Here is a 24039-nt window from a genome sequence, read left to right as displayed (position 1 = left end):
CCGCATGTACGACAACCCTGTGGACGCCGTCTACCACCTGTCGCAGAGCCCTCACCCCCAAATCGTCGGGACACTTCTGCGTTTTGCGGGCGCCCCTCCGGATCCAGACCGGCTTCGGCAGCACCTGGCCGCGCATCTCGGTGCACAGCCGGTGCTGCGTCACCGTCTGCAGGACGTCGGGGGCCGCATCCGCCGAGTGCCGGTCGAGGTCCGGCTGGAGGATCACGTGCGCCGCCATGCGGCGCCGTTGGGCACACCGTGGGAGGAGGTGGCCGACGAGCTGCGCCGGGCGCCCCTGGCGCCGGCTCCGGCCGCGCCCTGGGACGTGTGGCTCGCAGACGGTTACCGCAGGGAGGAGTGGCTGCTCTTCTTCCGTTCTCACCATGCGCTTACTGACGGAACGGGGCGCGCACATCTGATCAACAGCCTTTTCGGGGGCACGTCACCGCCCGGCACAACGGTTCCGCGGAACGGCTTCTCCCTTCTGTGCGCGGGGCGTTTGCTCGCTGATGCCGCGTCCGGGCTGCTCTTCGACTCCCCTCCCGCCCTGCCCTGGCAGTGGCTAAGGGGGCCCACCAGTGGTTCTTCCCGCCTCAGTTGCGTTTCTCTTCCCTACGAATGGCTCTCTCAGGTGGGCCGGAGCGCGGGAGTCACTACCAACGACGTGTACCTCGCAGCCATGGCGGGCACGATGCGCCAGCTGGCGTTGAACCGCGGTACGAGCCCGGACGAACTCCGCAGCCTGCCGGTGTCCATGCCCATGTCGACACGCCGCGCGGGCGAGGAGACCCTGCCAGGCAATTATCTGGCAATGACTCGTGTCCCGCTGCCGTGTCACCTCTCCGACCCCTGGGAGCGACTCGCCCAGGTCCACCGGGCCACCCTGCGCGCGAAGAAGCAGGGGCGCGCGGCTACCTCCCGCTTCCTTCAGGAGCACGCTCCCTATCGTGTGGCCGAGGCCGCCGCCAGGGCCGTCATGGCCCCCCGCACCGCGCCGGTCTGCTGCAATTACGTGCCCTACCGCGTGCCGGAGCTTTCGTTCGACGGCTGTCGCGCCCTCGACGCCGCCTCGGTGGGGGCACTCATGGAAGGCCATCTGCTCTATGCGGCCCTCACGTACCACCGTTCGCTCGCGCGGCTCGCCGTCGTGCACGATGCCGCTCTTCCGGACGCCGCCGACGTGGGAGAACTCTGGAGCGGGCAAATCAACGCCTTGTGTCGCAGCGCGGGTTCGCGTCACCGTGACGGCCGCGACACCGGCGTCGTCCAGGCGTGATCCGCGTCATCGGCTCGGCGGTATGTTCCCTGCCCGAGGCGGAGCCCGGGACTCACACGTGCGCCGGGGCCTCCGCCCCTGCGAAGGCACGCAGCAGGTAGTCATGGTCGACGGGGTCGGGGGCCGGGAGGTCACCGACCGTCGCGAGGAGGTTGCTCCGGTCGTACGAGCGCCGCTGGGCGCTGAACGTCAGCAGTCGCGTCCCGTGCTTCGCGATAAGCTGCTCCGGGATCGTGGGGTGGGACAGTTCCGGGGTGATGCTGATCAGCAGGCCCGGGAAGCGGGTCTGCAGGGCACCGGTCACCGTCGCGATTCTCACGCTCTGCGGATGGGTGACGTGCAGAGTACGGACACCCGGCGCGGGCTTGTCGCACGATGCCGCCAACACCATGGCCCGGGCCGCATAGTCGGCCTGGAGCAGGTTCAGCGTGCCCTCGGGATCACCCTCGATGCGGTACTGCAGAATTTCAGGCTGCTGCGCCGCATCACCGCGCGGGCCACCCAGCAGCTCTCGCTCCGCCGCATGCTCGGCCGTGCGGTTGCGCATGGCGTTCTCGATGAACCGGATCGCCACGTCGGTCGGCTGCTCGGGCAGTCCGGCAGGCACCGGCCGGTCGGTGACCAGCAGGCTGGGGCGGAACACGGTGACGTCCCGCCCTTCCGCACGCGCCCAGGCGTGCAGCAGACGCTCGGCGGTGTACTTGGACTCCTCGTAGAGCGTCTGGAACCCGTCCCGGTCCAGCAGGTCGGTTTCCTTGACGTGGCCCGAGCGGCGCCGTCCGGCGACGTAGGCGGTGCTCAGGAACAACACGCGCGCGTCAGGGGCTTCGTCCGCCAGCTCCAGCACGCGGCGGGTGCCGATGACGTTGGCATGGTGCAGCAAAGCCGGGTCCCCCTCAAGGACGATCATGGCGGCGCAGTGCCAGAGACCGGTGAGGCCCTCCGTGACGCGAGCCCTGTCCTGGGATGTCAGGCCAAGCCCCGGCTGCGTGAGATCGCCGCTGACGTAGCGGACGCCCGCGAGGGCCTCGTCGGCCAGCGGCGGGGCGTCCAGCCACGTCACAGCCGCATCGACCCGAGCGCGCAGTTCCTCCGGCGTGCCGCGGCCCAGGACGGTGACGTCCTCACCACGAGCCAGGAGTTCGCGCAGGATGCGGCAGCCGAGGAATCCGGTCGCACCGGTGAGCAGGACGGACAAGGGGGGCTCCTGAGGAAGAGAGGGCGAGGCGACGGCCCAGACGCTACGCCGCCTCCTCGGGCCCTGACCGTCGTACGAGGCGTGCCCGCGCACAGCCACTCGGACGAGCGGCCGACGTCATCGTGGGACGTCGCCACTCGCACGGGTGAATACGAGAAACCGCGCGCACTGGGGTGATCTTCCTGACTGCGCGTCACCCCCAACTGGCTACAGTGCGGAGCGATCTGGGATGTTTTGCCCCCCGTTGTAGACCGAAAGGCCGTCCGGTGACCGAGGACCTGTTTTCTGCCGCCCCAGAGAGAGCCATCGCCATCGTCGGCGTCTCCTGCCGCCTGCCGGGCGGCATCCACGACATGGACGGGCTGTGGACGGCTCTGTGCACGGAACGGGAGGCGGTCGGCGACGCACCGCACGACCGGTTCGACGCCCGCCGCTTCGTGGCCGACGACATGATGCGCACCGGGCGCAGCTACACCTCCGCCGGTGGTTTCCTCGACGACATCGCCGGCTTCGATGCCGCCTACTTCGGCATCTCGCCGAAGGAAGCCGCCCACATGGACCCGCAGCACCGGCTCCTGCTGGAACTGGCGGCCGAGGCGCTGGACGACGCGGCCATCGCACCCACGCGGCTCGCCGGTTCCGACACCGCTGTCTACGTCGGCATCTCCGACGCCTCCTACGGGGCTCTGCAGATGATGTCGCTGGAAACGGTCAGCCCCTACACGATGGCAGGCGCGGCCTCCTCCATCGCAGCCAACCGCCTCTCCCACGCTTTCGATCTGCGCGGCCCCAGCATGGCGGTGGACACCGCCTGTTCGTCCTCGCTGGTTGCTCTGGACCGTGCCTGCCACACCCTGTGGGAGGGCACGAGCCGGGTGGCACTGTGCGGCGGAGCGAACATCCTGCTCAGTCCCTACCACTACGTAGGGTTCTCACAGGCGTCCATGCTGTCCAGGCAGGGACACTGCGCCGCGTTCTCCGCGGAAGCCGACGGCTTCGTGCGCGCCGAGGGCGGCGGCATGGTGGTCCTCAAACCGCTGGCGGACGCCCTGTCCGCCGGGGACCGCGTGCTCGGCGTCATCCTCGGCAGCGGCACCAACAGCGACGGCCACACGGTGGGCCTCGCGCTGCCCAGCGCCGAAGCGCAGGAGGACTTGCTGCGCCACGTCTACACAGAAGCCGGAGTCGATCCGGACGAGGTCGTCTACTTCGAGGCCCACGGCACCGGAACCCCCGTCGGCGACCCCCTGGAGGCGCAGGCCATCGGACGGGCCCTGGGCGTACGCCGCATCAGCGGCGCACTGCCCATCGGTTCGGTGAAGACGAACCTCGGCCACCTCGAACCCGCCTCCGGTATGGCGGGCCTGTGCAAGGCGCTGCTGGTGCTGCGGCACAACACCATTCCCGCGATGCTGCACGCCGAAAACCCGAATCCGGCCATCGACTTCACCGGCCTCGGCCTCAGTCTCACCCCACATCAGCAGGCGCTTCCGGTGTCCGTGACCGCCCGGCCCGTCGTAGGCGTCAACTCCTTCGGATTCGGCGGGGCCAACGCGCACGTCGTGCTCACCGCGGCCCCGCAGGTTCCGGCCCGCGTTGCGCACACGGCGCCGACCGAGGCGCTGCCCCTGCTGGCCAGCGCCCGCACGCCACAGGCACTGTCGGAGGCCGCCGCGGCCATGGCCGAACGACTGGCAGGTGCGGACGACGACGCGTTCTACGACCTGGCGTACACCTCGTGCCTGCGCCGCGGTGCGCACGAACACCGTGCAGCCGTCTTCGCACGGTCACCGCATGAAGCGGCCCGGGGCTTCGCGTCCCTGGCCCGTGGCGAGGGGCCCAAGGAGACCGGCCGGGCCCCTGAAACGGGCACGGGCGGCACCGACGCCCTCTCCGCTGCCGTCGCCCAGGCCGCGACGTGCGGCAGGGTCACCTTCGTCTTCTCCGGCAACGGCTCGCAGTGGGCGGGCATGGCAACCGACCTGATCCGGGAGGAGCCGGTGTTCCGCAAGGCCGTCGAGGACGTGGACGCCGAACTCCAACCCCGGCTCGGCTGGTCGGTCCTGGACGAACTGGCGTTGCCGGCCGACCGTTGGTCGCTGACCGCCACCGAGGTGGCACAGCCCCTGCTGTTCGCCGTACAGATCGGCATCGTCGCCGTCCTGCGCGACCGGGGTGTCACACCCGCGCTGGTGCTGGGCCACAGCGTCGGCGAGGTGGCCGCCGCATACACCAGCGGCGCCCTGACCCTCGCCCAGGCGGCCCGGGTGATCGCCGAACGCAGCCGGGTCCAGGCGCGGACGGCGGGCCTGGGACGTATGGCGGCCGTCGGCCTCGGGCCCGAGCGGGCGGCCAAGGAGATCGCCCCCTGGGGCGATGCCCTCGAGATCGCCGGCGTGAACGGACCCAAGGACGTCACCATCGCCGGTGACGCGGACGCACTGGCCGCCCTCGGTGCTCATCTCGACGACCACGGGGTGTTCTTCCGCGACCTGGACCTCGACTACGCCTTCCACAGCCGCGCCATGGACGGCCAGCGCCAAGCCCTCGACGAGGCGCTCCAAGGACTGACCCCCGGCGAGGGGGACATCGCGATGTACTCGACGGTGACCGGAGGCCGCGTTTCGGGCACCGCGTTGGACGCCGCGTACTGGTGGCGCAACGTGCGGGAACCGGTGTGCTTCGCCAGCGCCGTCGAACGGGCCGTGGACGACGGCGGCGACATCCTCGTCGAGATCGGTCCGCACCCCGTGCTGCGCACCTATCTGCGAAGGATCACTGCTGCGCGTACCGGTACGAGCGCGGTCGTCGTCCCCACGTTGCGCCGTGACATGAGCGGCTCCCGGCAGCTGGCCGTGGTGCCCGCCGCGCTGATCGCCGCCGGGGCCGAAACGGACTGGGACCGGTACTTCCCGCAGCCCGGTCGCGTCGTCAGCCTGCCTGCGTACCCCTGGCAGCGCGAGCGGCACTGGAACGGCGACGCGGACACCTGGCACCGCAACGGTGCCCTCGTGCACCCCCTGCTCGGCGGACGCGTCACCGCACCGCACCCGGTCTGGGAGGGAAGCATCGAACCGGCGCTCGTCCCCTGGCTGACCGACCACCGCGTCGCCGGGTCCGTCGTCATGCCCGCCACCGGCTACGCGGAGATGGCCCTCGCCGCCGGGCACGCCACGTTCGGGCAGGCTGTCGAGGTGGAGCACCTGGACATCCTCACCGCCCTGGTGGTGCCGTGGTCCGAGGCACCCAGCATCCGCACCCAGGTGGCGCTGCACCCGGACGACGGGATGCTGACGGTGAGCAGCACCAGCACCCGCACGCCGGAGCCGCGCGCACACGTCAGGGCCCGGGTACGCGCACTGCTGCGCCCCCGCCCCGCGGCACTTGACCTCGACGCCCTGGCCGAAAGCTGCCCGCGGCACCTGACGGGCGAGGAGCACTACGCGGCCTGCGCGGACGGCGGTCTCGACTACGGGCCGACGTTCCAGGTTCTGACCGGCCTCGACGTCGGCGCGGGCCAGGTGCTGGCTCGCTACCGGCACGACACACCGGCCCACCCGTACACGGCCCACCCGGCACTGCTCGACGGCGCCCTGCAATCCGGGGCCCCGCTCCTGCGGGAACTCGTCGAGGACGGGTCCGCGTTCCTGCCCACGGCCATCGGCGCCGTCCGGGTGTGGGACGAGCCGTCACCCGACGGCGTGGTGTGGGTGCGCGAACGCAGCCGCACACCGAACGAAGTGTGCTGGGACATCGTCCTCACCGACGAGAACGGCCACGTGAGCGCCCAGTTGGAGGGCTGCCGGCTGAGGCGCGTCGCGGCTGCACGGCGCTCCCCGGTCCAGGTGCACCGCACCGAACTGCGCGCGGCTCCTCGCATGGACAGGCCGGCCGCGCCGTCGCCACTGCCTTCGCCGCGACGCATCGCCGAAGGCGCCGCCCGGAGCATCGGCGAGTTGGCGCGGCAGCGCATTTCTCCCGCGCTCCCGTCCATGCTGTTGAAGGAGCACCTGGCGCGGAACATGGCGGCAGCCATCGCCGGGCTGGTACCCGACCCCGCCCAGCCCTTCACCACGACGGACCTGGTGGCAGGAGGAGCCCTGCCGAAGCACGCGCGACTTTGGCCGCTCCTCTTCCCCTTGATGGAGAAGGCCGGACTGCTCACGCCCATCGGCGACGAGCACTGGCAACTGACGGCCTCGCGGGCCGACACCGTACACCTGACACGTCAGGTGGCCTCCGACAGCCCGGCCTTCACGTGCGCGCTGGCCCTCGCCACCCACCAGGGACGAGCGATGGGCCGCATCCTGCGCGGTCACGCCGACCCCATGGAACTCCTGGTGGCCGATCACAGCGCGCAGGCGCTGGAGCAGTTCTACGACGTCCTGCCGGCCGCTCGGTTCCCCAATCAGATCGCTCAAGCCCTGCTCCGTGAAATCGTCGCCCGGTGGCCGCAGGGGCGGACACTTCGCATCCTGGAGGTGGGGGCCGGAACGGGCGGTGCCACCGCTGCGCTGTTGCCGGTGCTTCCCAGCGACCGCACCCACTACTGCTTCAGCGACGTCTCGGGCTTCTTCTTTCCCCGTGCGCAAAGCCGCTTCGCCGCCTACGACTTCGTCGAGTACCGCACCCTGGACCTGGCCCACGACCCCACCGGGCAGGGGTACACGCCGCACAGCTTCGACCTCGTCATCGCCGGACACTCCCTGCACACGGCACCCGACCTGGCGGACGCCCTGCGCAACGTGGCAACGCTCCTGGCACCCGGCGGACAGCTCCTGGCCTTGGAACCCCACAACCCATTGGACCTGGTGCCCTTCTTCGGCTTCCTGGACAGCTTCTACGGCAACACCGACAAGGAGCTGCGTCCCCACTCCTTGCTGCTGCCCAGAGACGCCTGGATCACGCTGTTGCAGGAATGCGGTTACCCCCAGGTACTCCAAACCGGAGACGAGACGCCCGAGGGGCATGACGGCGTCTCCGTCCTGCTTGCCGCCGTCCCTTCCGAGGGCGCGACCGCTTCCCCCGCTGTCGTCGCCCTGCCCCGTCAGACCGCGACCGGCACCGGAGCCGCAGCAGAGCCCTGCACGACGTCCCCGGACCGGAACGACACAGCCTTCATCGTGGCGGTCGAGTCAGGTGCCGACCAAGACCTGGCCACCGGCGCCGCCACCGCGATGTCCCAGAACGGCAGTCCGGCGCGCGTCATCACCATGCCCGACGACGACGCGACCTGGACACAGGTGTTGCGGGAAGCTCACGGCGAGCCCGGCACGCAAACCGTCGCCGTCGTTCTCGTTCTCGGGGACACCTTCGCAACCGCACCGCACGAACTGACGGCCCAGGCCGTCCGCCGGGCCGAGCTGCTGCGCTCGTTGGTCGTCGCGATCGACCACGCGTCGCCCGCCGCACCAACGGAGTTGTGGCTCGTCACCCAGCCTTGCGGCGCCATCCCCTCACACGAGGTCACGCACGAGCTGGACGCTGCCCTGTGGGGCATGTCCCGCGGCCTTGTCAACGAGGTGGTCGGACTGGTCAGCCGCCGGGTCACTCTGGAACGGACCACGGACCCGACAGCGGACGCACTTCGGCTGGCGCAGGAGATTCTGCGGCCCACGGAGGAGGACGAGGTCCTGCTCACCGCCGCGGACCGCTTCGTTCCGCGGGAACGACCCCGAGCCCTGGCCCAGCCCTCCGACGGTACTGTGCCGTTCGTCCTGCGAGTGGACAACCCTGGCCTGTCCTACCAGCTCGCCTGGGAGGAGCGGGCGCTTCCGCAGCCCGGCCCGGGCGAAGTACTGCTGGACGTGCGGGCCACCGCGCTGAACTACCGCGACCTCATGTGCAGCGTCGGCCTGCTGCCTGCGGAAGCAGTGGAAGGCACCCCCACAGCCGCAGGCTGCGGCCTGGAATGCGCGGGCGTCGTCGTTGCCTGCGGCGAGGGCGTGACGGAACTGGCGCCCGGTGACCGGGTGGCAGGCCTGGTCCCCGCTTCGCTGGCGTCCCACGTGGTGGCCGACGCGCGGGCCTTGTGGCCGCTGCCCGACGACGTCAGCTTCGCCGAGGCTGCCACCCTGCCTGTCGCCTGCGCGACCGTCCGCTACGGTCTGGGCACCCTCGCACGGCTCCAGCCCGGCGAGACGGTCCTGGTGCACGGCGCGGCCGGCGGCGTCGGCCTGGCCGCCCTCCAGTACGCGGAAACATGTGGCGCCCAAGTGATCGCCACGGCGGGCAGCGCCCTGAAGCGCGACCTCCTGCGCTCGCTGGGTGTGCGACACGTCCTGGACTCCCGCACCCTGGACTTCGCAGCCGAGGTGCAGAAGATCACCGGGGGTCGCGGCGTGGACGTGGTCCTCAACTCGCTGGCCGGCGAGGGCATGGTCCGCAGTCTGGAGCTGCTCAGGCCTGGCGGCCGGTTCGTCGAACTGGGCAAGCGGGACATGTACGAGGGCAAATCGCTGCCGCTGCGGCCGTTCCGCAACAACATCACCTTCTTCGGCCTCGACCTCATCGGAGTACTGGCGGACGAACGGGAGGCCGAACAACTGCTTGCCGTGACGAAGAAGGAGCTGACGGCCAAGGCCTTCCGGCCGCTTTTGCACACCGCCTATCCCGCGGCACGCGTCGACGAGGCGTTCCGCCTCATGCAGCACTCACGGCACATCGGGAAGGTCGTCGTCACCTTCGACCCCCTGGACGAACCGCCTCTGATCGAGCGCACTCCTACGATCACCCGCCTTGACGCGACGGCCACCTACCTGATCACGGGAGGCACCAGCGGATTCGGTGCGGCCACCGCTCATTGGCTCGCCGAACTGGGCGCACGCCATATCGCGCTGGTCAGCCGCCGTGGCTCCGAGGCCCCTGAGGCCGCGGACGTGGTGACAGCCCTGACGGCGCGAGGCGTGACGGCAACGGTGTACGCGGCCGACGTCACGGATCTGGACGCCATGCGTGAGGTCGTGGACCACATCGACGCCACCGGGAACATGCTGCGCGGCGTCGTGCACTGCGCGATGCACCTGGACGACGCCTTGCTCACCGAGCTGTCCGGCGACCGCCTGGCCTCGGTCATGGCACCCAAGATTGCCGGTGCGGCGGTCCTCGACCTGCTCCTGCGGGACCGGGAGTGCGACCTGTTCCTGATGTACTCCTCCGAGACATCGACCTTCGGAAATGTGAAGCAGGCGCCCTACGCCGCGGGCAACCTCTATCTCGAGGCACTCGTCCGGCGTCGGCGCCGCGAGGGCCGGGCCGGACTGGCCGTCGCCTGGGGAGCTGTCGGGGAGGCCGGCTACGTGGCCCGCAACGGCCTGGGTCAATCCCTGGCTGCCATCGGCTTCGGGCTGCTCCGCCCCAGTGAGGCATTTTCCGCTGCCGAAGAACTTCTGGGGGACGGTGCAGAGGTCGCCGGCGTCGTCCGGAGCGACATGGGACGTCTCAAGAAGGTGTTGCCGTCCGTCTCCAGCCCACGGCTTTCACAGCTGGTACCGGAACAGGCCGAGGACGGGGACCTGGACCAGGAGGAACTGCTGCGCACGCTCTCCCAGATGCCCAGCGAAGAGGCCACCGCCTACCTGACCGAGATCCTTGCCAAACTACTGGCCGGAATCCTCCAGATGGACGTCGCCCAGATTGATCCACATCTGCGGCTGGACTCCTACGGGATGGACTCCCTCATGGGTACCGAACTCCTGGTCATCCTGAATCGGCGTTTCGGGGTGGACATCCCGCCCATGGAACTGCTGCGAAGCAGCACGGGGACGCTCACCGATGTCGCTCGGACGGTGTACCTGCGGTTGGGACTGCGTCCCGCCGACGGGTCTGCGTCGACCACGCCCAGCATTCCGCATCAGGCAGGCAGCACCACGGCTGAAGCAGTGAGCACCCCGGTCGCCTAGGCCGGCCGGGCAGCGCGGCGCACAACCTGCCCGACGCGCCACGAAGCGACAGGTCCCCGCACCGGTGGGTGCGGGGACCTGTCGCTGTCCGGCGGCTCCGTCTCCCTAACGGAGTTGCCCCGGCATCCCAAGAGCAGGATCCATGTGGCCGGTCAGGGTGTGGTCCTGGGGGCGGAAGGCACGGAGCAGGTTTCGGTAGGCGAAGACGGGGCGCGGCCACAGGGCGGTGTTCTGGCCCGTCCGCGGGTCGAGATACCAACTGTCGCAACCGGTCATCCACGCTGCACCGGACGCGCGGTCGCGCGTCTGCTGCCGATAGGTATGCCATGCCTGCCGGGTGGCTTCGATCGCCTGCGCCTTGTTGCGCTCCACGTAGCTGAGGCAAGCCAGCAGGTAGCCGAGTTGCGCCTCAAGCATGAGGACCAGCGAAGAGTGTGCCAGTCCGCTGTTCGGGCCGAGCAAGAGGAACAGGTTGGGGAAGCCGGGCACGGTCACGTTGTTGTGGGCTGTCATGCCCTCACCCCAGTGGTCGGCCAGCGTCCGGCCGTCCGTACCCGTGATGCGGTGGGAGATCGGCGGGTCGAAGACTCGGAAACCGGTGCCGAACACGATGACGTCCGCGGGCCGCCGGGTGCCGTCGGCAGCCGTGATGGTGTACGGGTCGACCTCCTTGACGGCTTGGGCGATGACGTCGACATTGGGTTGTCTGAGGGCAGGGTAGTAGTCGCTCGCGAGCAGGATGCGTTTGCAGCCGACGCGGTACGAGGGGCGGGTGAGACCGCGCAGGGCCGGGGTCCGAAGTTGCAGGAGCCGGTGCAGGCGGGCCACGGTGCCGACCACTGCGCGCGCCCAGGGGTGACCCGGGACGAAGGCGAGGGCCCAGAGTTCCCGGCTCCAATTGCTTGTGTTGCGCATCAGGCTCTGCAGACCGGGCACGCGCCGCAGCGCAGCCCGTTCCAGGGCCGTGGTGCGGCGGTGCAGGCGCGGCAAGTTCCAGGGTGGTGTGCGCTGGTAGACGTCGAGACGAGCAGCGCGGCGCTGAAGGTGTGGGATGCACTGAATGGCGGAGGCCCCGGTGCCGATCAGACCTGCCGGCGGCCGAAGTCGATGTGGAAGTGGTCACGGCCGAAGCCTCGCCCCGGCGGTGCCGGCGGGTGGGGTTGCCCGGCTGGTTGATCGCCTCTTCCCTCTCGGGCTCCAGGAGTCAGGGCCCCCGGAAAGGGCTACTCCTCGTCGGCCTGGCGAGGTGAGGGCGGCCGGGTCGTGGTGGGGGCCTCGCCCGAGCGGGCCTCGACGCACTCCCGTTCGCCGTCGGCCGACGCGGGCCGGAAGCAGGCCCGGACCGTACTGTCGGGGCGGGCCGCGGTCATCTCGGTGTAGAGGTAGGTTTCCGCGTCGGCCCTGTCCTCGACGCGCACGTCGTGGGTCGGGCCGCCCCCCGTGACCTCCACCCGGTCACCGATCCGGGCCCCCCACGTCCGGGCCCAGCTCGCGCCGCACTTCTCGCTGTAGCGCAGCTCCACATGGGCGCCGGTGGCGGTGCGGTACGTGATGAGGGTCTCGGGACTGATGCCGCAGACCAGACGCATCGGGTCCCGCCCCTCGCAGGCGGCTCCGTGACATTGGGGGGCGAGGGAGTACGGAGGGTAAGCCGACGGTGGTTCGTCCTCCGGGTCCTCCCGACCCGGCAGCAGGAAGAGCAGCAGTGCCACCCCGACGACGATCACGGTGTACGCCGACGCCAGCGCCACCGTGAGCCGGCCCCTGCGTCCGCACGGCCGCCCGGTCTCAGGGCGTCGGGGCGGTCCCTGCGGCTGTGGCTGGGGTCGCGGCTCAACGGCGGCAGGGGCGGGAACGGCCGCGCGTCCGCTCCAGTCCGACTCGGCGATCTCCCAGAGGGCCAGCAGCCGTCCGTTCGGTTCGTCAGCGACCCGGCACAGTTCCTGTACGGCCTGCCGGGGAGGCAGGCTCTTGCCGTTGAGGTAACGCTCCCACGAGGACTTGCTGTACGCCGTGCGTTCCGACAACGCCGCCAGGCTCAGCCCCGTACGGGCCCGCACCTCCCGCAGTGCCACGGCCAGCCGGGTGTGTGCCGCGGTCACTTCGGCGCCGCCCCCTCGCGCAGGGCCTTCCAGGTGTGCGGGCCGATGACGCCGTCGACGACCAGCCCGTCCCGTGTCTGGACGCGTTCGACCGCGCGCTGCGTCTGCGGGCCGAAGACGCCGTCGATGTCCCCCGGCGGGACGCCCGTCCGGCGCAACAGGCACTGCGCCTCGGCCACTTCCGGTCCCACGTGGGTGTACGCCAGGATGGTGTCCGTGGTGCGGCTCAGGCCCGCGTACCAGCGGCCGTCACGCCGCTCCAGCCGGCACGTGTACGAGACCGGCACCAAGGACTCCGTCACGATGGCCGGGGTCGTCCCGACCGTACCGGCGCGTTCGTCCGCGAGCTCGGCGCGGGCATCGGCGAGCCGTACGGCCAGCAGGAGCGCCGCGGAGACGGACAGCGTCAGGGCCACCGCTCCCGCCGTGACCAGGGCGCGCGGGCAGCGCACGTACGACTGGCGCTCCGTGGGCGTGTGCGCCGACGTCGACGGGGCGCTCTCCGGGGCACCGGCGGCGACCACGCGGCCGTCCGCCCAGCGTTCGGCGGCGATCTCGTGCAGCACCAGCAGCCGGGTCGGATCGTCACCGCAGATGCGGGCCATCACCTCGACGGCCTTCCTCGGCGGCAGTGACCTGCCGTTCAGATACCGCTGCCACGACCTTGCGCCGTACCCGGTCTTCGCCGCCAGTTGTCGCGTGCTCAGTTCGCTGCGGTCCTTCATTCTGCGCAATCGCACGATCAACTGGTGCACATCTGGATGCAGGCCCGCAGGCAGCGCCTTCCAACGCGGCATGTCTCCCCTCACTTGCGTCAGGGCACGCCGGTCCGGCCCTGCGCGTCCCGGCCTCATTCTGCATCAGCCGTCACAACGCTCACGGAACGGCGACCCCGGCCTGGCGCAGAAACGGGCACCCCCGCTCGCGGTCGTCCCACCGTACCGACTCGGCGGGCGATGTCCCCCCAGGTCAGCGCCTGGGACGTCCCGCGCCGACGCCACTTCCACGTCAACTGTGGCCGGACATCGCGCCGTACCCGCAGTCTCGTTGCGGAGCCGGCCGGTGCGGTCGGCTCCGCCCATGCCACCTCACCAGGAGTGTTCTCATGAAACTGACCAGAAAGCTGGCGGTGACCCTGCTCACCTCCGCCGGACTGGCCGCGGCCCTCACCCCGCTGACAGCCTCGCCCGTCGCAGCCGCCAGCATGCACGGCTGCTCATACCCGCGTGTGTGCGTGTACGACGGCTCCTATTCCAGCGGCACCCTCATCGGCTGGTTCCAGGACACCTACTACCAGAACATGCCGGCCGAGATCAGGAACAAACCGGACGCGGTCGTCAACACCCGTAACGACGACTCCGTATGGCTGATCGACACGGGCGCCACCCCGGACAGGTACATCTGCATCCCGGCGAACACCGCCGTGAACCTCGGCAACTACGCACACCCCAACGGCACCACCTGGGCGAACGACGTCGACACGATCAAGATCTTCGGCGATCCCGACGACGGGAAGTGCAGCGGCACCAACCAGGTGCGGCAGGGCACCGTCCCCGCCAACTGGCCGTAACAAACGCGGTCGTCCCCGGGCCCCGGACCCGGGGACGACCGGTCACGCCGCAGGAGAGCGTCCGCCGGTCGCGTGCGGCGTCGGGACTGCCGACGATCACCATGCCGTCTCGTCGTACACCACCGCCCACGGGCGGGGTGGCCCCTCCGGCAGGGACGCGCGGTCGTCGCGGCGCAGGGTCGCCGTGCGGTCGCGGGCGAGCACGTCGGCCGCGAGCTCGGCGAAGCGAGGGGCTGCCGGGTGGGCGGACCGGCCGGCGGGCCAGGCGCCGGTGATCCGCTGGGTGAGGGGGCGGCCTGCCAGCGGCCGCCAGACGACGCGGGGCTCCTTGCGGGCCACCGGCCCCTGGTCGAAGGCGACGCCGTGGCCCGCATGGACGAGGGCCAGCAGGAACTCGGGATGGGAGGCGTGCCGGAGCCGGGTGGGCACGAAGCCCCCGGCCCGGCAGGTGTCGATGATCCGGTCGTACCAGCCGGGGGCCTGCGCACGGGGAAGGAGTACGAGGTCGTGACCGGACAGCTCGGCGAGCGCGACCTCCGGAAGCCGGGCCAGTGGTGAGATGCGGGGCAGGACGACGCCGAGTTCCACGCGCACCTCCGGGCCGAGACGGAGTCCGGTGGTGTCCACGGGCTGGTGGACGAGGCCGACGTCGAGCCCGCCGGAGGCGAGCAGCCGCAGCTGCTCGTCGGTGGTGATCTCCTGGAGATCGACGGACATGCCCGGGTGGTGCTCCGCGCAGGCGCCGAGCAGCAGGGACAGCGTGGCGACCGTCATGTCGGGAGGTACGCCCGCGCGCAGGGTGCCCAGATCGCCGTCCCCGGCGCGGCGGGCCAGCGTCCGCAACCGCTCCTCGCGGACCAGCAGTTCCCGGGCTTCGTCCAGCAACACCGTTCCTGCGGGCGTCAGCTTGACCTGCCGGTGCGACCGGTCGAACAGTTCGGCGCCGAGATCCTTCTCCAGTCTGCGCACCGCCTGGCTGAGGGGTGGTTGGGTCATGCCAAGCTGGTCGGCGGCCCGGCCGAAATGCAGCTCGTCGGCGACGGCGACGAAGATGCGCAGGTGGCGCAAGAGATCCACAGCCAGAAACCTTACGTGAGGGGCGGTCCGATGGTCGAGGAGCGGATCCGCGAGGTCTTCGCGGGAGTGGGTGCCGAGGGTTTGCTGCACGCGGTTCCCATCGGCGGGGAGTCAGGCCGTGAGGAGGTGACCGTCGGCACGCGTTCGGGAACCGACGAAGAGGCCGTCGGCACGCGTTCGGCAGCCGACGAGGTGGCCGTCGACGCTGATGAGCCCGTCGTGATCGCCTCGATCTTCAAGGTGCTGCTGGTCCTGGAGTTCGCGCGCCAGGTCGCCGCCGGCCAGCTCGACCCCCGTGAGCGGGTTCGGGTCACGGCGGCCGACCGGCTCGGAGGCTGGGGCACGGCCGGTTGTGCGGACGACGTTGAGCTGTCCCTGCGCGACCTGGCCTTCTTCGCGATCTCGGTGAGCGACAACTCGGCAGCGGACCTGCTGCTGGCACAGGTCGGCCTGGATACGGTGCGGCTCCTGGCCGGGGAACTCCGCCTCGACGGGACCAGGATCGTGGGCGGTCCCCGCGACGTACTGCAGTCGATGCTCACCGAGGTCGGCGCACGCGACGAAAGGGAGTTCGCCCTCCGCTACCCGGCTCTCCCGGACGAGCGCAAGAGACGGATGAGCGTGCTGGATCCCTCGCGGACCAACGCCAGCACGCCCCGCGAGATCACCCGGCTGCTGCGCCTCGTCTGGCGTGACGAGGCGGGCCCACCGGACGCCTGCGCGCAGGTGCGGGAACTGATGGCCCGCCAGGTTTTCCGGCACCGGCTGGTGTCGGGGTTTCCGGACGAGGTGACGATCGCGGCGAAGACCGGGACCCTGCCCGGCCTGCACATGGAGGCGGGAGTCGTCCGGTATCCCGACGGCAGCCGCTACGCGGTCTCCGTCTTCGCCCGCACGCGGGAACTTGCCGCCTCACGTCCAGCCGTGGACACGGCGATCGGCGCGGCGGCTCGGATCGCCGTCGACTTCCTACGCCACCAAAGCATCTGACCTGGCCTCATATGTCTTCGCGTATGAGACCGCAGGCATTTTGATCTTGGACGGCGGCGGGTACCTCCTGATCTCCTGGCCTCATGAGCGACGACACAGACGCACAGCGCCCGAAGCGGCGCGTCCAGGGTTTCGGTCGACGTACGGTGCTGCGCGGCGCCACGTTCGGCGCGGCCGCTCCCTTCCTCCCCTCCCCCGCCCCCGCCGCCGCCGCGGCGACGCGTAGGGGCTCGCCGGCCGGTTCGGCGTCCTTCCGCTGGCTGGGCACGTCCGGCTGGCGCATCGACGCCGAGGGGCGGACCGTGCTCTTCGACCCGTACGTCACCCGGTTCAAGACGGGCCTGTTCGACGGGGGCTTCGAGCCGGGTACGAAGCTGAGGTCCGATCCCGAACGAGTACGGAAGCACATCGGCCGCCCCGAGATCGTCCTGGTCAGCCACTCCCACTGGGACCACATCGCCGACGTGCCCCACATCGCCATGACCACCGGCGCCCGGGTCCTCGGCACCGAGACCACGTTCCACCTGCTGGTCGCGTTCGGTGTCGACCCTGGGCAGATCTCGGTCGTGAAAGGCGGCGAGGTGCTGGACTTCGACGGACTCACGGTCGAGGTCGTGTCGAGCCTGCACAGCCGCAACAAGCGGCACACCTATTTCGCCCCGGGCACGCTCAACGCGCCACCGTCGGCAGCCCCCCGTACCATCTCCGACCTGCCGGAGGGCGACACGCTCGCTTTCCAGGTGACGGCCGGGAACGGCGGCCCCTCGGCCTTCCTGATGGGCGCCAGCGACTTCTGCGAGCGGGCGGTCCAAGGGCTGAGCCCTGATCTCGCGATGATCGCGGTGCCGTCCAGCGCCTCGACGTCCCGCTATGTGCCCCGGCTGCTGCGGGCACTCGGGCGGCCCGGCGTCGTCGTGCCCGTCCACTGGGACAACTTCGAGGAGCCCTTGAGCGAACCACCGCGTCGCGACCCGGCGATGGACCTGGACGCGTTTGTCGCGCTGGTCCAGCAGGAGTCTCCGGCGAGCCGGATCGTCGTCCCGGACTACCGCACCACCTACGGCGCAGACATGCGGCCGAAGAGCCCTGCCCCGTAGCGAAGAGCGGGGATCACCCGCTGCCGTGGGGCGCCTTCCGGCCGGCTGTGCGGCCCGAGGCGGCCAGTCAGGGGCGGGGTCCTCGTCGGGGAGCGGGCGCAGGGCGTCCACGAGGGCGCCGGTACAGACGTCCTGGAGTTCCTGGCGCGTGCGGTTCTCGTCGACGAGCCAGTCAGGCACAGGACCTGGACGAACACCAGCCGGCCCTTCAGCACGGCCGGCACCGCGGTTCGGACGTGCCCCTGGGAGACGGGCAGGGCGCCCAGCAGCCGCTCCCGCAGCGCGTCCGGCTCATCGCTGATGACCGTCTGAATGACGCGGTCGCCCGCCGGCACCCGGTTCGTGGCCAGGACGGTGTTGTGGTTTTCCGCGAAGTACTCGATGTGGGCGTCCAGATCTTCCGTGAGCTGCTCCACCAGGGCCTCGGAGGGGTCCGCCCTGCTCTTCGCGAGCAGCTGACCGGACACCTGTTCGTAGAGTGCGGCGAAGCGCTCCCTCTTCCCCAGGAAGTGACGGCGGGGCAGAGCGCGGGAGAAACCGGCAGGTTCGGCGCCCTGCTCCATCGTCATGTCGTCGTAGGGCTGGGTCGTAGGGCTGGGCAGCGAAGACCGTCCGGCGCTTCCTCCGCCGCCTGATGACGAAGACGCGTGCGGTGCCGCGGGGGGTCGTCACCGACAAGCTCCGCTCCTACGGCGCCGCCCGCCGCGAGGTCATGTCCTCCGTCGAGCAGCGCTCGCACAAGGGACTGAGCAACCGGGCCGAGAACAGCCACCGGCTCGCCCGGCAGCGTGAACGCGCGATGAAGGGCCTTTTGCTCCGCCGACGGGACCCAGCGGCCCCTGTCCGCGTTCAGCGGCGTCTCACCTCCCCCTTCCGGTCCCGCCGCCACCTGATGAACGCCTCCGGCCACCGAGCCGAGATGACCATCCGCTTCGCCCTCCGGGACCGGAACACCGGCGCCGCCGTCGGTCCCACCACTGCCTGAACACACGCCCGGGCCACGGGCCGGCCACGCCCCGACGCACCATCAGGCAGTCACTCACCCCACAACGCGACAACACCGTTTCTCGGCCGTGTCGGCGAGCGTGTCGGAATCGGGCGCGTACGGGTCGATATTGGTGTCGGGCCTCCCGCTGTTTGCTCAGAACAGGGCCAGGCCCTCACCGCCGGTGTCCGCGATGACCGGCCGGGACTGGGCGGGGAGGCCGTCCAGGCGGTCGGGGCCGGCCGCGGCGGCCACTGCGGGGGCGGTCTCGGCCAGCCAGGTGCCAAACCGCTCGGCGGCTTCACGGTAGGGGACCTGTGCCAGGACACGGTGCTCGCCGGAGGGACAGAAGTCGACGGTGACAGTGAGCAGGCAGGAACGGGGCGCGTTCTGACTTCCCGTCCAGGACACGCGCAGCGCACCGCAGGGTGTGCGCCCGCGGGAGCCGCGGGGGTCGCGGTGGGTGGGGCGCAGTGATCGGCAGGCTATGTGCGCGGTCCATGCGGCGAGGTGCGGCAGTGGCAGGGTGGTGCGGGTGCGGCAGCCGGGACAGCGGTGCCAGTGGCGGAGCCAGTCGGCGGTGTGGGTGTCAAAAAGGCGTGTGTAGTGATTGGCCACGCGGATGTCGTTGCTGTACAGGTGGTCGGGCCGTTCTTGTGTGTTGCAGGAGTGGCAGAGGGGGGCGCGGACGTAGCCGTGTTCGTGGCAGTGATCGAGTACGGCGGCCGGTGCGGTGCGGCAGACGGTACAAGTCCACCCGGCCACCTTGCGGGAGATCCCGGGTTTCCTGCTGAGTACCGAGTACAGCTGGCCTTTCAGTTCCCCGTTGTACTGACGCAAGGGGGCGGTGGGGCCGTCGGGACTCGTATGCCGGCTGTCGGTGGCTGGGGCCTGCCGGCGGCGGGAGGGCAGCTCGGCGATGGCTGCGCCTGCCTGACCGGCCCGGGCGGCTTGCAACCACTGCGTCTCGGTGTGCTCGGCCACATCCAGCAGCCTGACCACGGCGCGCGGCAGCCACCACGTCCGCTCCCCGCTGTCGCGGCTCTGTTCCACGAGCAGCCGCCGCCAGTCGATCCCCGCCACATGGTGCGGCCGGCCGCTCTCACCTCGTGCCGCCCGCTCAAGGCCATCCGGCTCCTGCAATTCCCGGGTGATGCGCCGGCGCCATCGCAACGGCGTGTTCTCGCCGTACTCCTGCTGCGGCACGTCACGGAATGGACCGATGCGGACCAGGTCCTGACCATCCATCTCGACCGCGTTCAGTTCCGCTGCCGCCCGACGCACCTCGATCTCCGAAACACTCCACTGGCCGCCGCCTGCCCTCACCGTCCCCACCACACGAGCGCCGAGCAAGACGTGCCCCGCCCGGCCAGTGGCCGGAGGGCAGGTGAACGGCCCGGAAGCCGTCGGCACAGCGCTGCCGGTCGTCAAGTCGGCCCACAGGGCATCCGCGGCACCCAGAGTGATCAGGCCGCCCGTGCGACCCGGGATGACACGCTCAGGCATACCGACAGGCTAACGGCCGGCACCGGCATACCGACAGCCGGTGTTCCACGCGCTGCTGGAGCAGAACGGCCACGTACCCGGCCAGATCGAGACGTTCGGCCACCAGGGCCGGTACTTGCCTCACCTCGGAGCGCCACCGCGTCAGCGTCGGCCCGGTCGTGGGAGACGCTGGGGCCGCCCGCCATCGCTGACGCGGCCTGGTCACCACACGGCAGGCGCATTGGCATGGACCTGCTCATGATCCTCCGTTAGGGTCCTGTCCGCAGGCCGTGAGAGCGCTCTCAGCTCTCTGTTCCGCAGTCCCCCACATCGCTGGATCCCAGAAGGGCCAACAGCCTTGAGACGATCGACAGCCATACGTACCGGACTCACCACCCTGCTCCTCATCGGCACCTGGGCCACGACGAACGGCAGTCCGGCCGCGGCCGCGCCCCCCACGCCCCCGGCCGCGCCCTCCGAGGCCCCCGCCTCACCCGCGCTGCTCTCCGCCCTCCAGCGCGATCTCGGTCTGAGCAGGAGCCAGGCCGTCGCCAGGCTCGGCGCCGAGAAGAAGGCCACCGCCCTCGAGAGCAGGGCCCGGCGCGCGGCCGGCCAGGCCTACGCCGGTGCGTGGTTCGACGCCGACGCCGGGAAGTTGACCGTGGCCGTCACCGGCGCCCGGTCCGCCGAGGCCGTACGCGCGACCGGCGCGACGGCGAAGGTCGTGACGTACAGCGCGAGCCGGCTCGACGCCGCCAAGAAGAGGATCGACGCCCTCTCCGCCCCGGCGGGTGTGGCCAGTTGGCGGGTTGATCCCGCCGACAACCGTGTCGTCGTCGACGTCATCGCCGACCGCGCGGCGGACAACGATGTCCGCGCCTTCGTCGACCGGGCCCGCGAGGCCGGCCCGGTGGCCGTGCGGAAGATCGCCGAGGCTCCCCGCACCACCGCGGCCGGAACCGTCGGCGGCGACCCGTACTACACCGGCAACGTGCGCTGCTCCATCGGGTTCTCCGTCCACGGGGGCTTCGTCACCGCGGGCCACTGCGGCAGGACGGGAGCCGCGGTGTACGGCTGGGACCGGTCCTACATCGGCAACTTCCAGGGGTCGAGCTTCCCGGGCAACGACTACGCCTGGGTCAACGTCGGCAGCGGCTGGTGGACCGTGCCGGTGGTCCTCGGCTGGGGCACCGTCCCCGACCGGCTGGTCCGGGGATCCCACGAGGTGCCCGTGGGAGCGTCCGTCTGCCGGTCCGGTTCCACCACGCGCTGGCACTGCGGCGTCGTCCAGGGCAAGAACATCACGGTGAACTACGCCCAGGGCGCGGTCTACGCGATGACCGGGACGAGCGTCTGCGTCGAGGGTGGTGACTCCGGGGGCGCCTACATCAGCGGTGACCAGGCCCAGGGCATCACCTCCGGTGGGTCCGGCAACTGCACCACCGGCGGTCAGTCCTTCTACCAGCCCATCAACCCCGTGCTGAGCCGATACGGACTCACCCTGCACACCGCCTGACGTGCGGGTGGATGGAGCCGTCGCCAGTGGGGCGTGGCTCCACCCACCCGCCCCTGCCCCGCACTGTCACATGCCGTCAGACACATCCGTAGCGGGCTGTGCGCCACGGGCCTCCACCCCCAGTCCATCCGGCGCACCACCTTCATGAACACGCAGAACCCGACGCTTCGCCAACGCGATCACCACCGACGCGGCGCGGCGTACGCCCCCGCCCCGCCCCACCCCGCCCCCGTGAACCGACGGCTGGCCTGGTACGTGGGGCCTGAGACGACTCGCGGCCCGGCGGACGGACCACCCGGCTCACCGGAGGGCAACGTCTTCGATGCGATGTCCGCCGGCTGAGCGATCACCGCCGACCGGCCGCGCTACCCGGGAAAGAAGAAACATCACGGGATGAACGTGCAGGTCATCACCGATCCAGCCGGACGCCTGATCTGGGCGTCGGACGCGCTGCCGGGAACCACGCACGACCTGACCGCGGCCCGGACCCACGGCATTCCCGCCGCCCCGGCCGCCGACGACATCAAGTGCTGGGGGCAGACAAGGCGTATCAGGGTGCTGGTCCTGCCATCCGCGTCCCGTTCCGGGGAAAGAACCTGCGCGGCCGGCACCGGCGTCACCACCGGGACCACGACAAAATCCGCAGCCTGGACGAACGTGCCACGGCGATCCTCAAGTGCCGGTGGCTCCTGCCGAAACCCCACTGCAGCACCACCCGGATCACAGCCGTCGTCCGAGCCATCGCCACCCTCGGACTCGCCAACCGACCAGGATGGAAAACGCTCCTTACCTTGTTGGCGGGTTGATTCCGGTCCTTCGTACGATCGGGAGACCCAGGGGCCTGGGTGTGGCTGAAAGCGCTCATGCCGTACGTGTGGCTTTGACTGATAGGCCGCCCAGTGCCCCGCGACGACACGGCCACTCATTGGGATGAGCGAACAGAGATCGCTTCGTAAGGACACGTCGGCGTGGTCGTCTGCAGGGACCAGTCAACCGATCGACGAGGGAGGTTCGGGTGCCCGAGCTCTGGGCGGGGACAGATGCCGGCAAGGCCGCTCACCACTGCACGGTGATCGACACGGACGGAACAAAGGTGCTCTCGCGCCGAGTACCGAACAACGAGGCTGAACTGCTGGAGCTGATAGGCGACGTCCTGGCACTGGCTCAGGACGCCCCGGTGACCTGGGCCGTTGACCTGAACGCGGGCGGAGCCGCCTTGCTGATCGCGTTGCTCGCCAGTCACGGCCAACGGCTTCTCTACATCCCTGGCCGCACCGTTCACCATGCCTCCCGCAGCTACCGAGGGGACGGCAAGACCGATGCCAAAGACGCCTACGTCATCGCCGACCAGGCTCGGATGCGCCGGGATCTGCAGCCTCTGCAGGACTGGGACGAGATCGCGGTGGACCTGAAGATCCTCACCGCTCGCCGCTACGACCTCGCGGCCGACCGCACGCGGGCTATCAACCGACTGCGGGCCCAGTTGCTGGAGTACTTCCCCGCTCTGGAGCGGGCGTTCGACTACGCCGCATCCAAGGGTGCCCTCGTGCTGCTGACCGGCTACCAGACGCCAGCTGCCCTTCGCCGAATCGGTCCGAGCCGCCTGGCGAGCTGGTTGAAGAACCGCAAGGTCCGCGGCACCCAGGCCTTGGCGGACACCGCCATCGCCGCGGCGCACGCCCAGCACACTGCTGTCGCCGGGGAGACCACGGCCGCAACTGTGGTCCGCACCCTGGCCAAGGCCGTTCTGGCGCTGGACGAGGAGATCTCCAGCATCGACCTGAAGATCGCTGCCCGCTTCCGTGAGCATCCCGACGCGGAAGTGATCGTCAGCATGCCCGGAATGGGGCCATTGCTGGGGGCAGAGTTCATCGCCTGCACCGGCGGGGACATGGACGCCTTCGGCACTGCGGGACGCCTCGCCGGAGTCGCCGGCCTCGCACCCGTCCCACGGGACTCCGGACGCATCAGCGGCAACATGCGCCGACCACACCGCTACCACCGCCGGCTCCTGCGAGTCTTCTACCTCTCAGCCCAGATCGCCGCCCGCTTCTGCCCCACATCGAAGACCTTCTACGACCGCAAACGAGCCGAAGGCAAGAGCCACAAACAGGCGATCCTCGCCCTCGCCCGCCGCCGCCTCGACGTCCTGTGGGCCCTCATCCGCGACCAACGAACCTTCGACGTCCTACCACCTCAGCGCAGTCTCGCCGTGGGCTGATCCCTGTTGCCTGGACGGCGCGTGCTTGGTGCCGCGGTGCGTCTCAGTCCCTGATGAGAGGCTCGTAGGGGTGTCCCTCCGGCGTGAAGATGAGGACGAATTTCTCTCCCATCCGAACAGCTACCTCCCGCAAGCGGGCCAGTACCTCTGCCTGGTCCGGAAGGTCGAGGCCAAGGGCTGCCGCGGCACGGTCTCTCCGGGCCACGAGATCCGGCATGTCCTCCAGGTACTCGGCCGCGAGCCCGCGACTCTCATCGTCCGTGAACGCCTGGCAGTCGCGCCACCACGGGGCGACCAGCAGCAGCCGCAGGAGCTCGGGCAGGCCGATCGCAACCAAAGCCGCACCTCCTTCGGAGTCGGCATAAAGGATAGGACGTTCCTCGCCACCTTCGCCGCAGAAGAAGTACGTGCCCCCGGCGCCGTCGCCGGCGAAACCTTCGAGCGCGGCGCCCGAGGCGAGGTGGACTTCTTCGACATGGTCGCCTCGGTCCAGGTCGAAGTCACCCGGCCAAGCGAGAAAACGGGCAGCTTCGTCCTGTTCACGGACGGCAGCGATCAACGATTCCATGGGCCGCACCTTACGGCTCACAGGGTTGACAAGAATCATTGGGAATCAGTCAC

General features: G+C 70.3%; 16 protein-coding genes and 1 pseudogene. 9 read left to right on the top strand and 8 right to left on the bottom strand.

The window, feature by feature from the left end:
* Positions 1–4: 4 nt before the first annotated feature.
* The gene (locus ABD374_RS33370; protein WP_344500703.1) at positions 5–1276 is read left to right on the top strand and encodes a wax ester/triacylglycerol synthase domain-containing protein; all 1272 of its coding nucleotides are present in this window, start codon (positions 5–7) and stop codon (positions 1274–1276) included.
* 52 nt (positions 1277–1328) lie between these two features.
* Here ABD374_RS33370 and ABD374_RS33365 read toward each other — a convergent pair whose 3' ends face one another.
* On the bottom strand, positions 1329–2474 hold the full coding sequence (locus ABD374_RS33365) for an SDR family oxidoreductase (protein ID WP_344500701.1): 1146 nt from the start codon (positions 2472–2474) through the stop codon (positions 1329–1331).
* A 266-nt stretch (positions 2475–2740) separates the two neighbouring features.
* Between ABD374_RS33365 and ABD374_RS33360 the strand changes: the two genes are divergently transcribed.
* Positions 2741–10375 (top strand): SDR family NAD(P)-dependent oxidoreductase, encoded by a 7635-nt coding sequence (locus ABD374_RS33360; RefSeq protein ID WP_344500697.1) that lies wholly within the window; start codon positions 2741–2743, stop codon positions 10373–10375.
* A 105-nt stretch (positions 10376–10480) separates the two neighbouring features.
* On the opposite strand, the gene ABD374_RS33355 is transcribed toward ABD374_RS33360, so the two are convergent.
* From ABD374_RS33355 to ABD374_RS33345, 3 genes are all read right to left on the bottom strand, one after another.
* Entirely contained in the window at positions 10481–11311 is an 831-nt protein-coding gene (locus ABD374_RS33355) for an NAD(P)/FAD-dependent oxidoreductase (RefSeq protein WP_344500695.1), read from the bottom strand.
* 287 nt (positions 11312–11598) lie between these two features.
* Positions 11599–12477 (bottom strand): helix-turn-helix domain-containing protein, encoded by an 879-nt coding sequence (locus ABD374_RS33350; protein ID WP_344500693.1) that lies wholly within the window; start codon positions 12475–12477, stop codon positions 11599–11601.
* A complete protein-coding gene (locus ABD374_RS33345; protein WP_344500691.1) occupies positions 12474–13274 on the bottom strand; it encodes a peptidoglycan-binding protein in 801 nt (266 codons plus the stop codon). The genes ABD374_RS33350 and ABD374_RS33345 overlap by 4 nt, the downstream gene beginning before the upstream one ends.
* Before the next feature lie 308 nt (positions 13275–13582).
* On the opposite strand from ABD374_RS33345, the gene ABD374_RS33340 reads away from it, so the two are divergent.
* Complete coding sequence (locus tag ABD374_RS33340; RefSeq protein ID WP_344500689.1) at positions 13583–14047, top strand: hypothetical protein; 465 nt, start codon at positions 13583–13585, stop codon at positions 14045–14047.
* A gap of 96 nt (positions 14048–14143) precedes the next feature.
* On the opposite strand, the gene ABD374_RS33335 is transcribed toward ABD374_RS33340, so the two are convergent.
* A complete protein-coding gene (locus ABD374_RS33335; RefSeq protein ID WP_344500717.1) occupies positions 14144–15115 on the bottom strand; it encodes a LysR family transcriptional regulator in 972 nt (323 codons plus the stop codon).
* A gap of 39 nt (positions 15116–15154) precedes the next feature.
* Here ABD374_RS33335 and ABD374_RS33330 point away from each other — a divergent pair, with 39 nt between their 5' ends.
* Together ABD374_RS33330 and ABD374_RS33325 are read left to right on the top strand one after the other, a co-directional pair.
* A complete protein-coding gene (locus ABD374_RS33330; RefSeq protein WP_344500715.1) occupies positions 15155–16114 on the top strand; it encodes a serine hydrolase in 960 nt (319 codons plus the stop codon).
* A 146-nt stretch (positions 16115–16260) separates the two neighbouring features.
* Positions 16261–17211 carry an MBL fold metallo-hydrolase gene (locus tag ABD374_RS33325; protein ID WP_425577418.1) on the top strand — a complete coding sequence of 317 codons (951 nt, stop codon included), beginning with the start codon at positions 16261–16263 and terminating at the stop codon, positions 17209–17211.
* On the opposite strand, the gene ABD374_RS33320 is transcribed toward ABD374_RS33325, so the two are convergent.
* Positions 17172–17780, bottom strand: coding sequence for a TetR/AcrR family transcriptional regulator (locus ABD374_RS33320; protein ID WP_344500685.1), 609 nt, complete (start codon positions 17778–17780; stop codon positions 17172–17174). The genes ABD374_RS33325 and ABD374_RS33320 overlap by 40 nt on opposite strands.
* 44 nt (positions 17781–17824) lie before the next feature.
* Here ABD374_RS33320 and ABD374_RS34845 point away from each other — a divergent pair.
* Positions 17825–18196: pseudogene (locus ABD374_RS34845) on the top strand (DDE-type integrase/transposase/recombinase); the annotation flags it as partial.
* 156 nt (positions 18197–18352) lie between these two features.
* Here ABD374_RS34845 and ABD374_RS33310 read toward each other — a convergent pair.
* Entirely contained in the window at positions 18353–19702 is a 1350-nt protein-coding gene (locus ABD374_RS33310) for an endonuclease domain-containing protein (protein ID WP_344500683.1), read from the bottom strand.
* 337 nt (positions 19703–20039) lie between these two features.
* Between ABD374_RS33310 and ABD374_RS33305 the strand changes: the two genes are divergently transcribed.
* The 3 genes from ABD374_RS33305 to ABD374_RS33295 all read left to right on the top strand — a co-directional run bounded on the left by ABD374_RS33305 (position 20040) and on the right by ABD374_RS33295 (position 23418).
* Complete coding sequence (locus tag ABD374_RS33305) at positions 20040–21197, top strand: S1 family peptidase (protein WP_344500681.1); 1158 nt, start codon at positions 20040–20042, stop codon at positions 21195–21197.
* A 393-nt stretch (positions 21198–21590) separates the two neighbouring features.
* Entirely contained in the window at positions 21591–22052 is a 462-nt protein-coding gene (locus ABD374_RS34840) for a hypothetical protein (protein WP_425577415.1), read from the top strand.
* 160 nt (positions 22053–22212) lie between these two features.
* On the top strand, positions 22213–23418 hold the full coding sequence (locus ABD374_RS33295; RefSeq protein ID WP_344500679.1) for an IS110 family RNA-guided transposase: 1206 nt from the start codon (positions 22213–22215) through the stop codon (positions 23416–23418).
* A 43-nt stretch (positions 23419–23461) separates the two neighbouring features.
* Here the strand turns inward: ABD374_RS33295 and ABD374_RS33290 are convergent, their stop codons facing one another.
* Positions 23462–23986 carry a hypothetical protein gene (locus ABD374_RS33290; protein ID WP_344500677.1) on the bottom strand — a complete coding sequence of 175 codons (525 nt, stop codon included), beginning with the start codon at positions 23984–23986 and terminating at the stop codon, positions 23462–23464.
* Between the last annotated feature and the right edge of the window lie 53 nt (positions 23987–24039).

It is taken from the genome of Streptomyces enissocaesilis (assembly GCF_039533765.1).
In the GTDB taxonomy this organism is placed as follows: domain Bacteria; phylum Actinomycetota; class Actinomycetes; order Streptomycetales; family Streptomycetaceae; genus Streptomyces; species Streptomyces enissocaesilis.
Note: the sequence above shows the minus strand (reverse complement) of the source record. Positions and strands in the feature narration are given on the sequence as shown.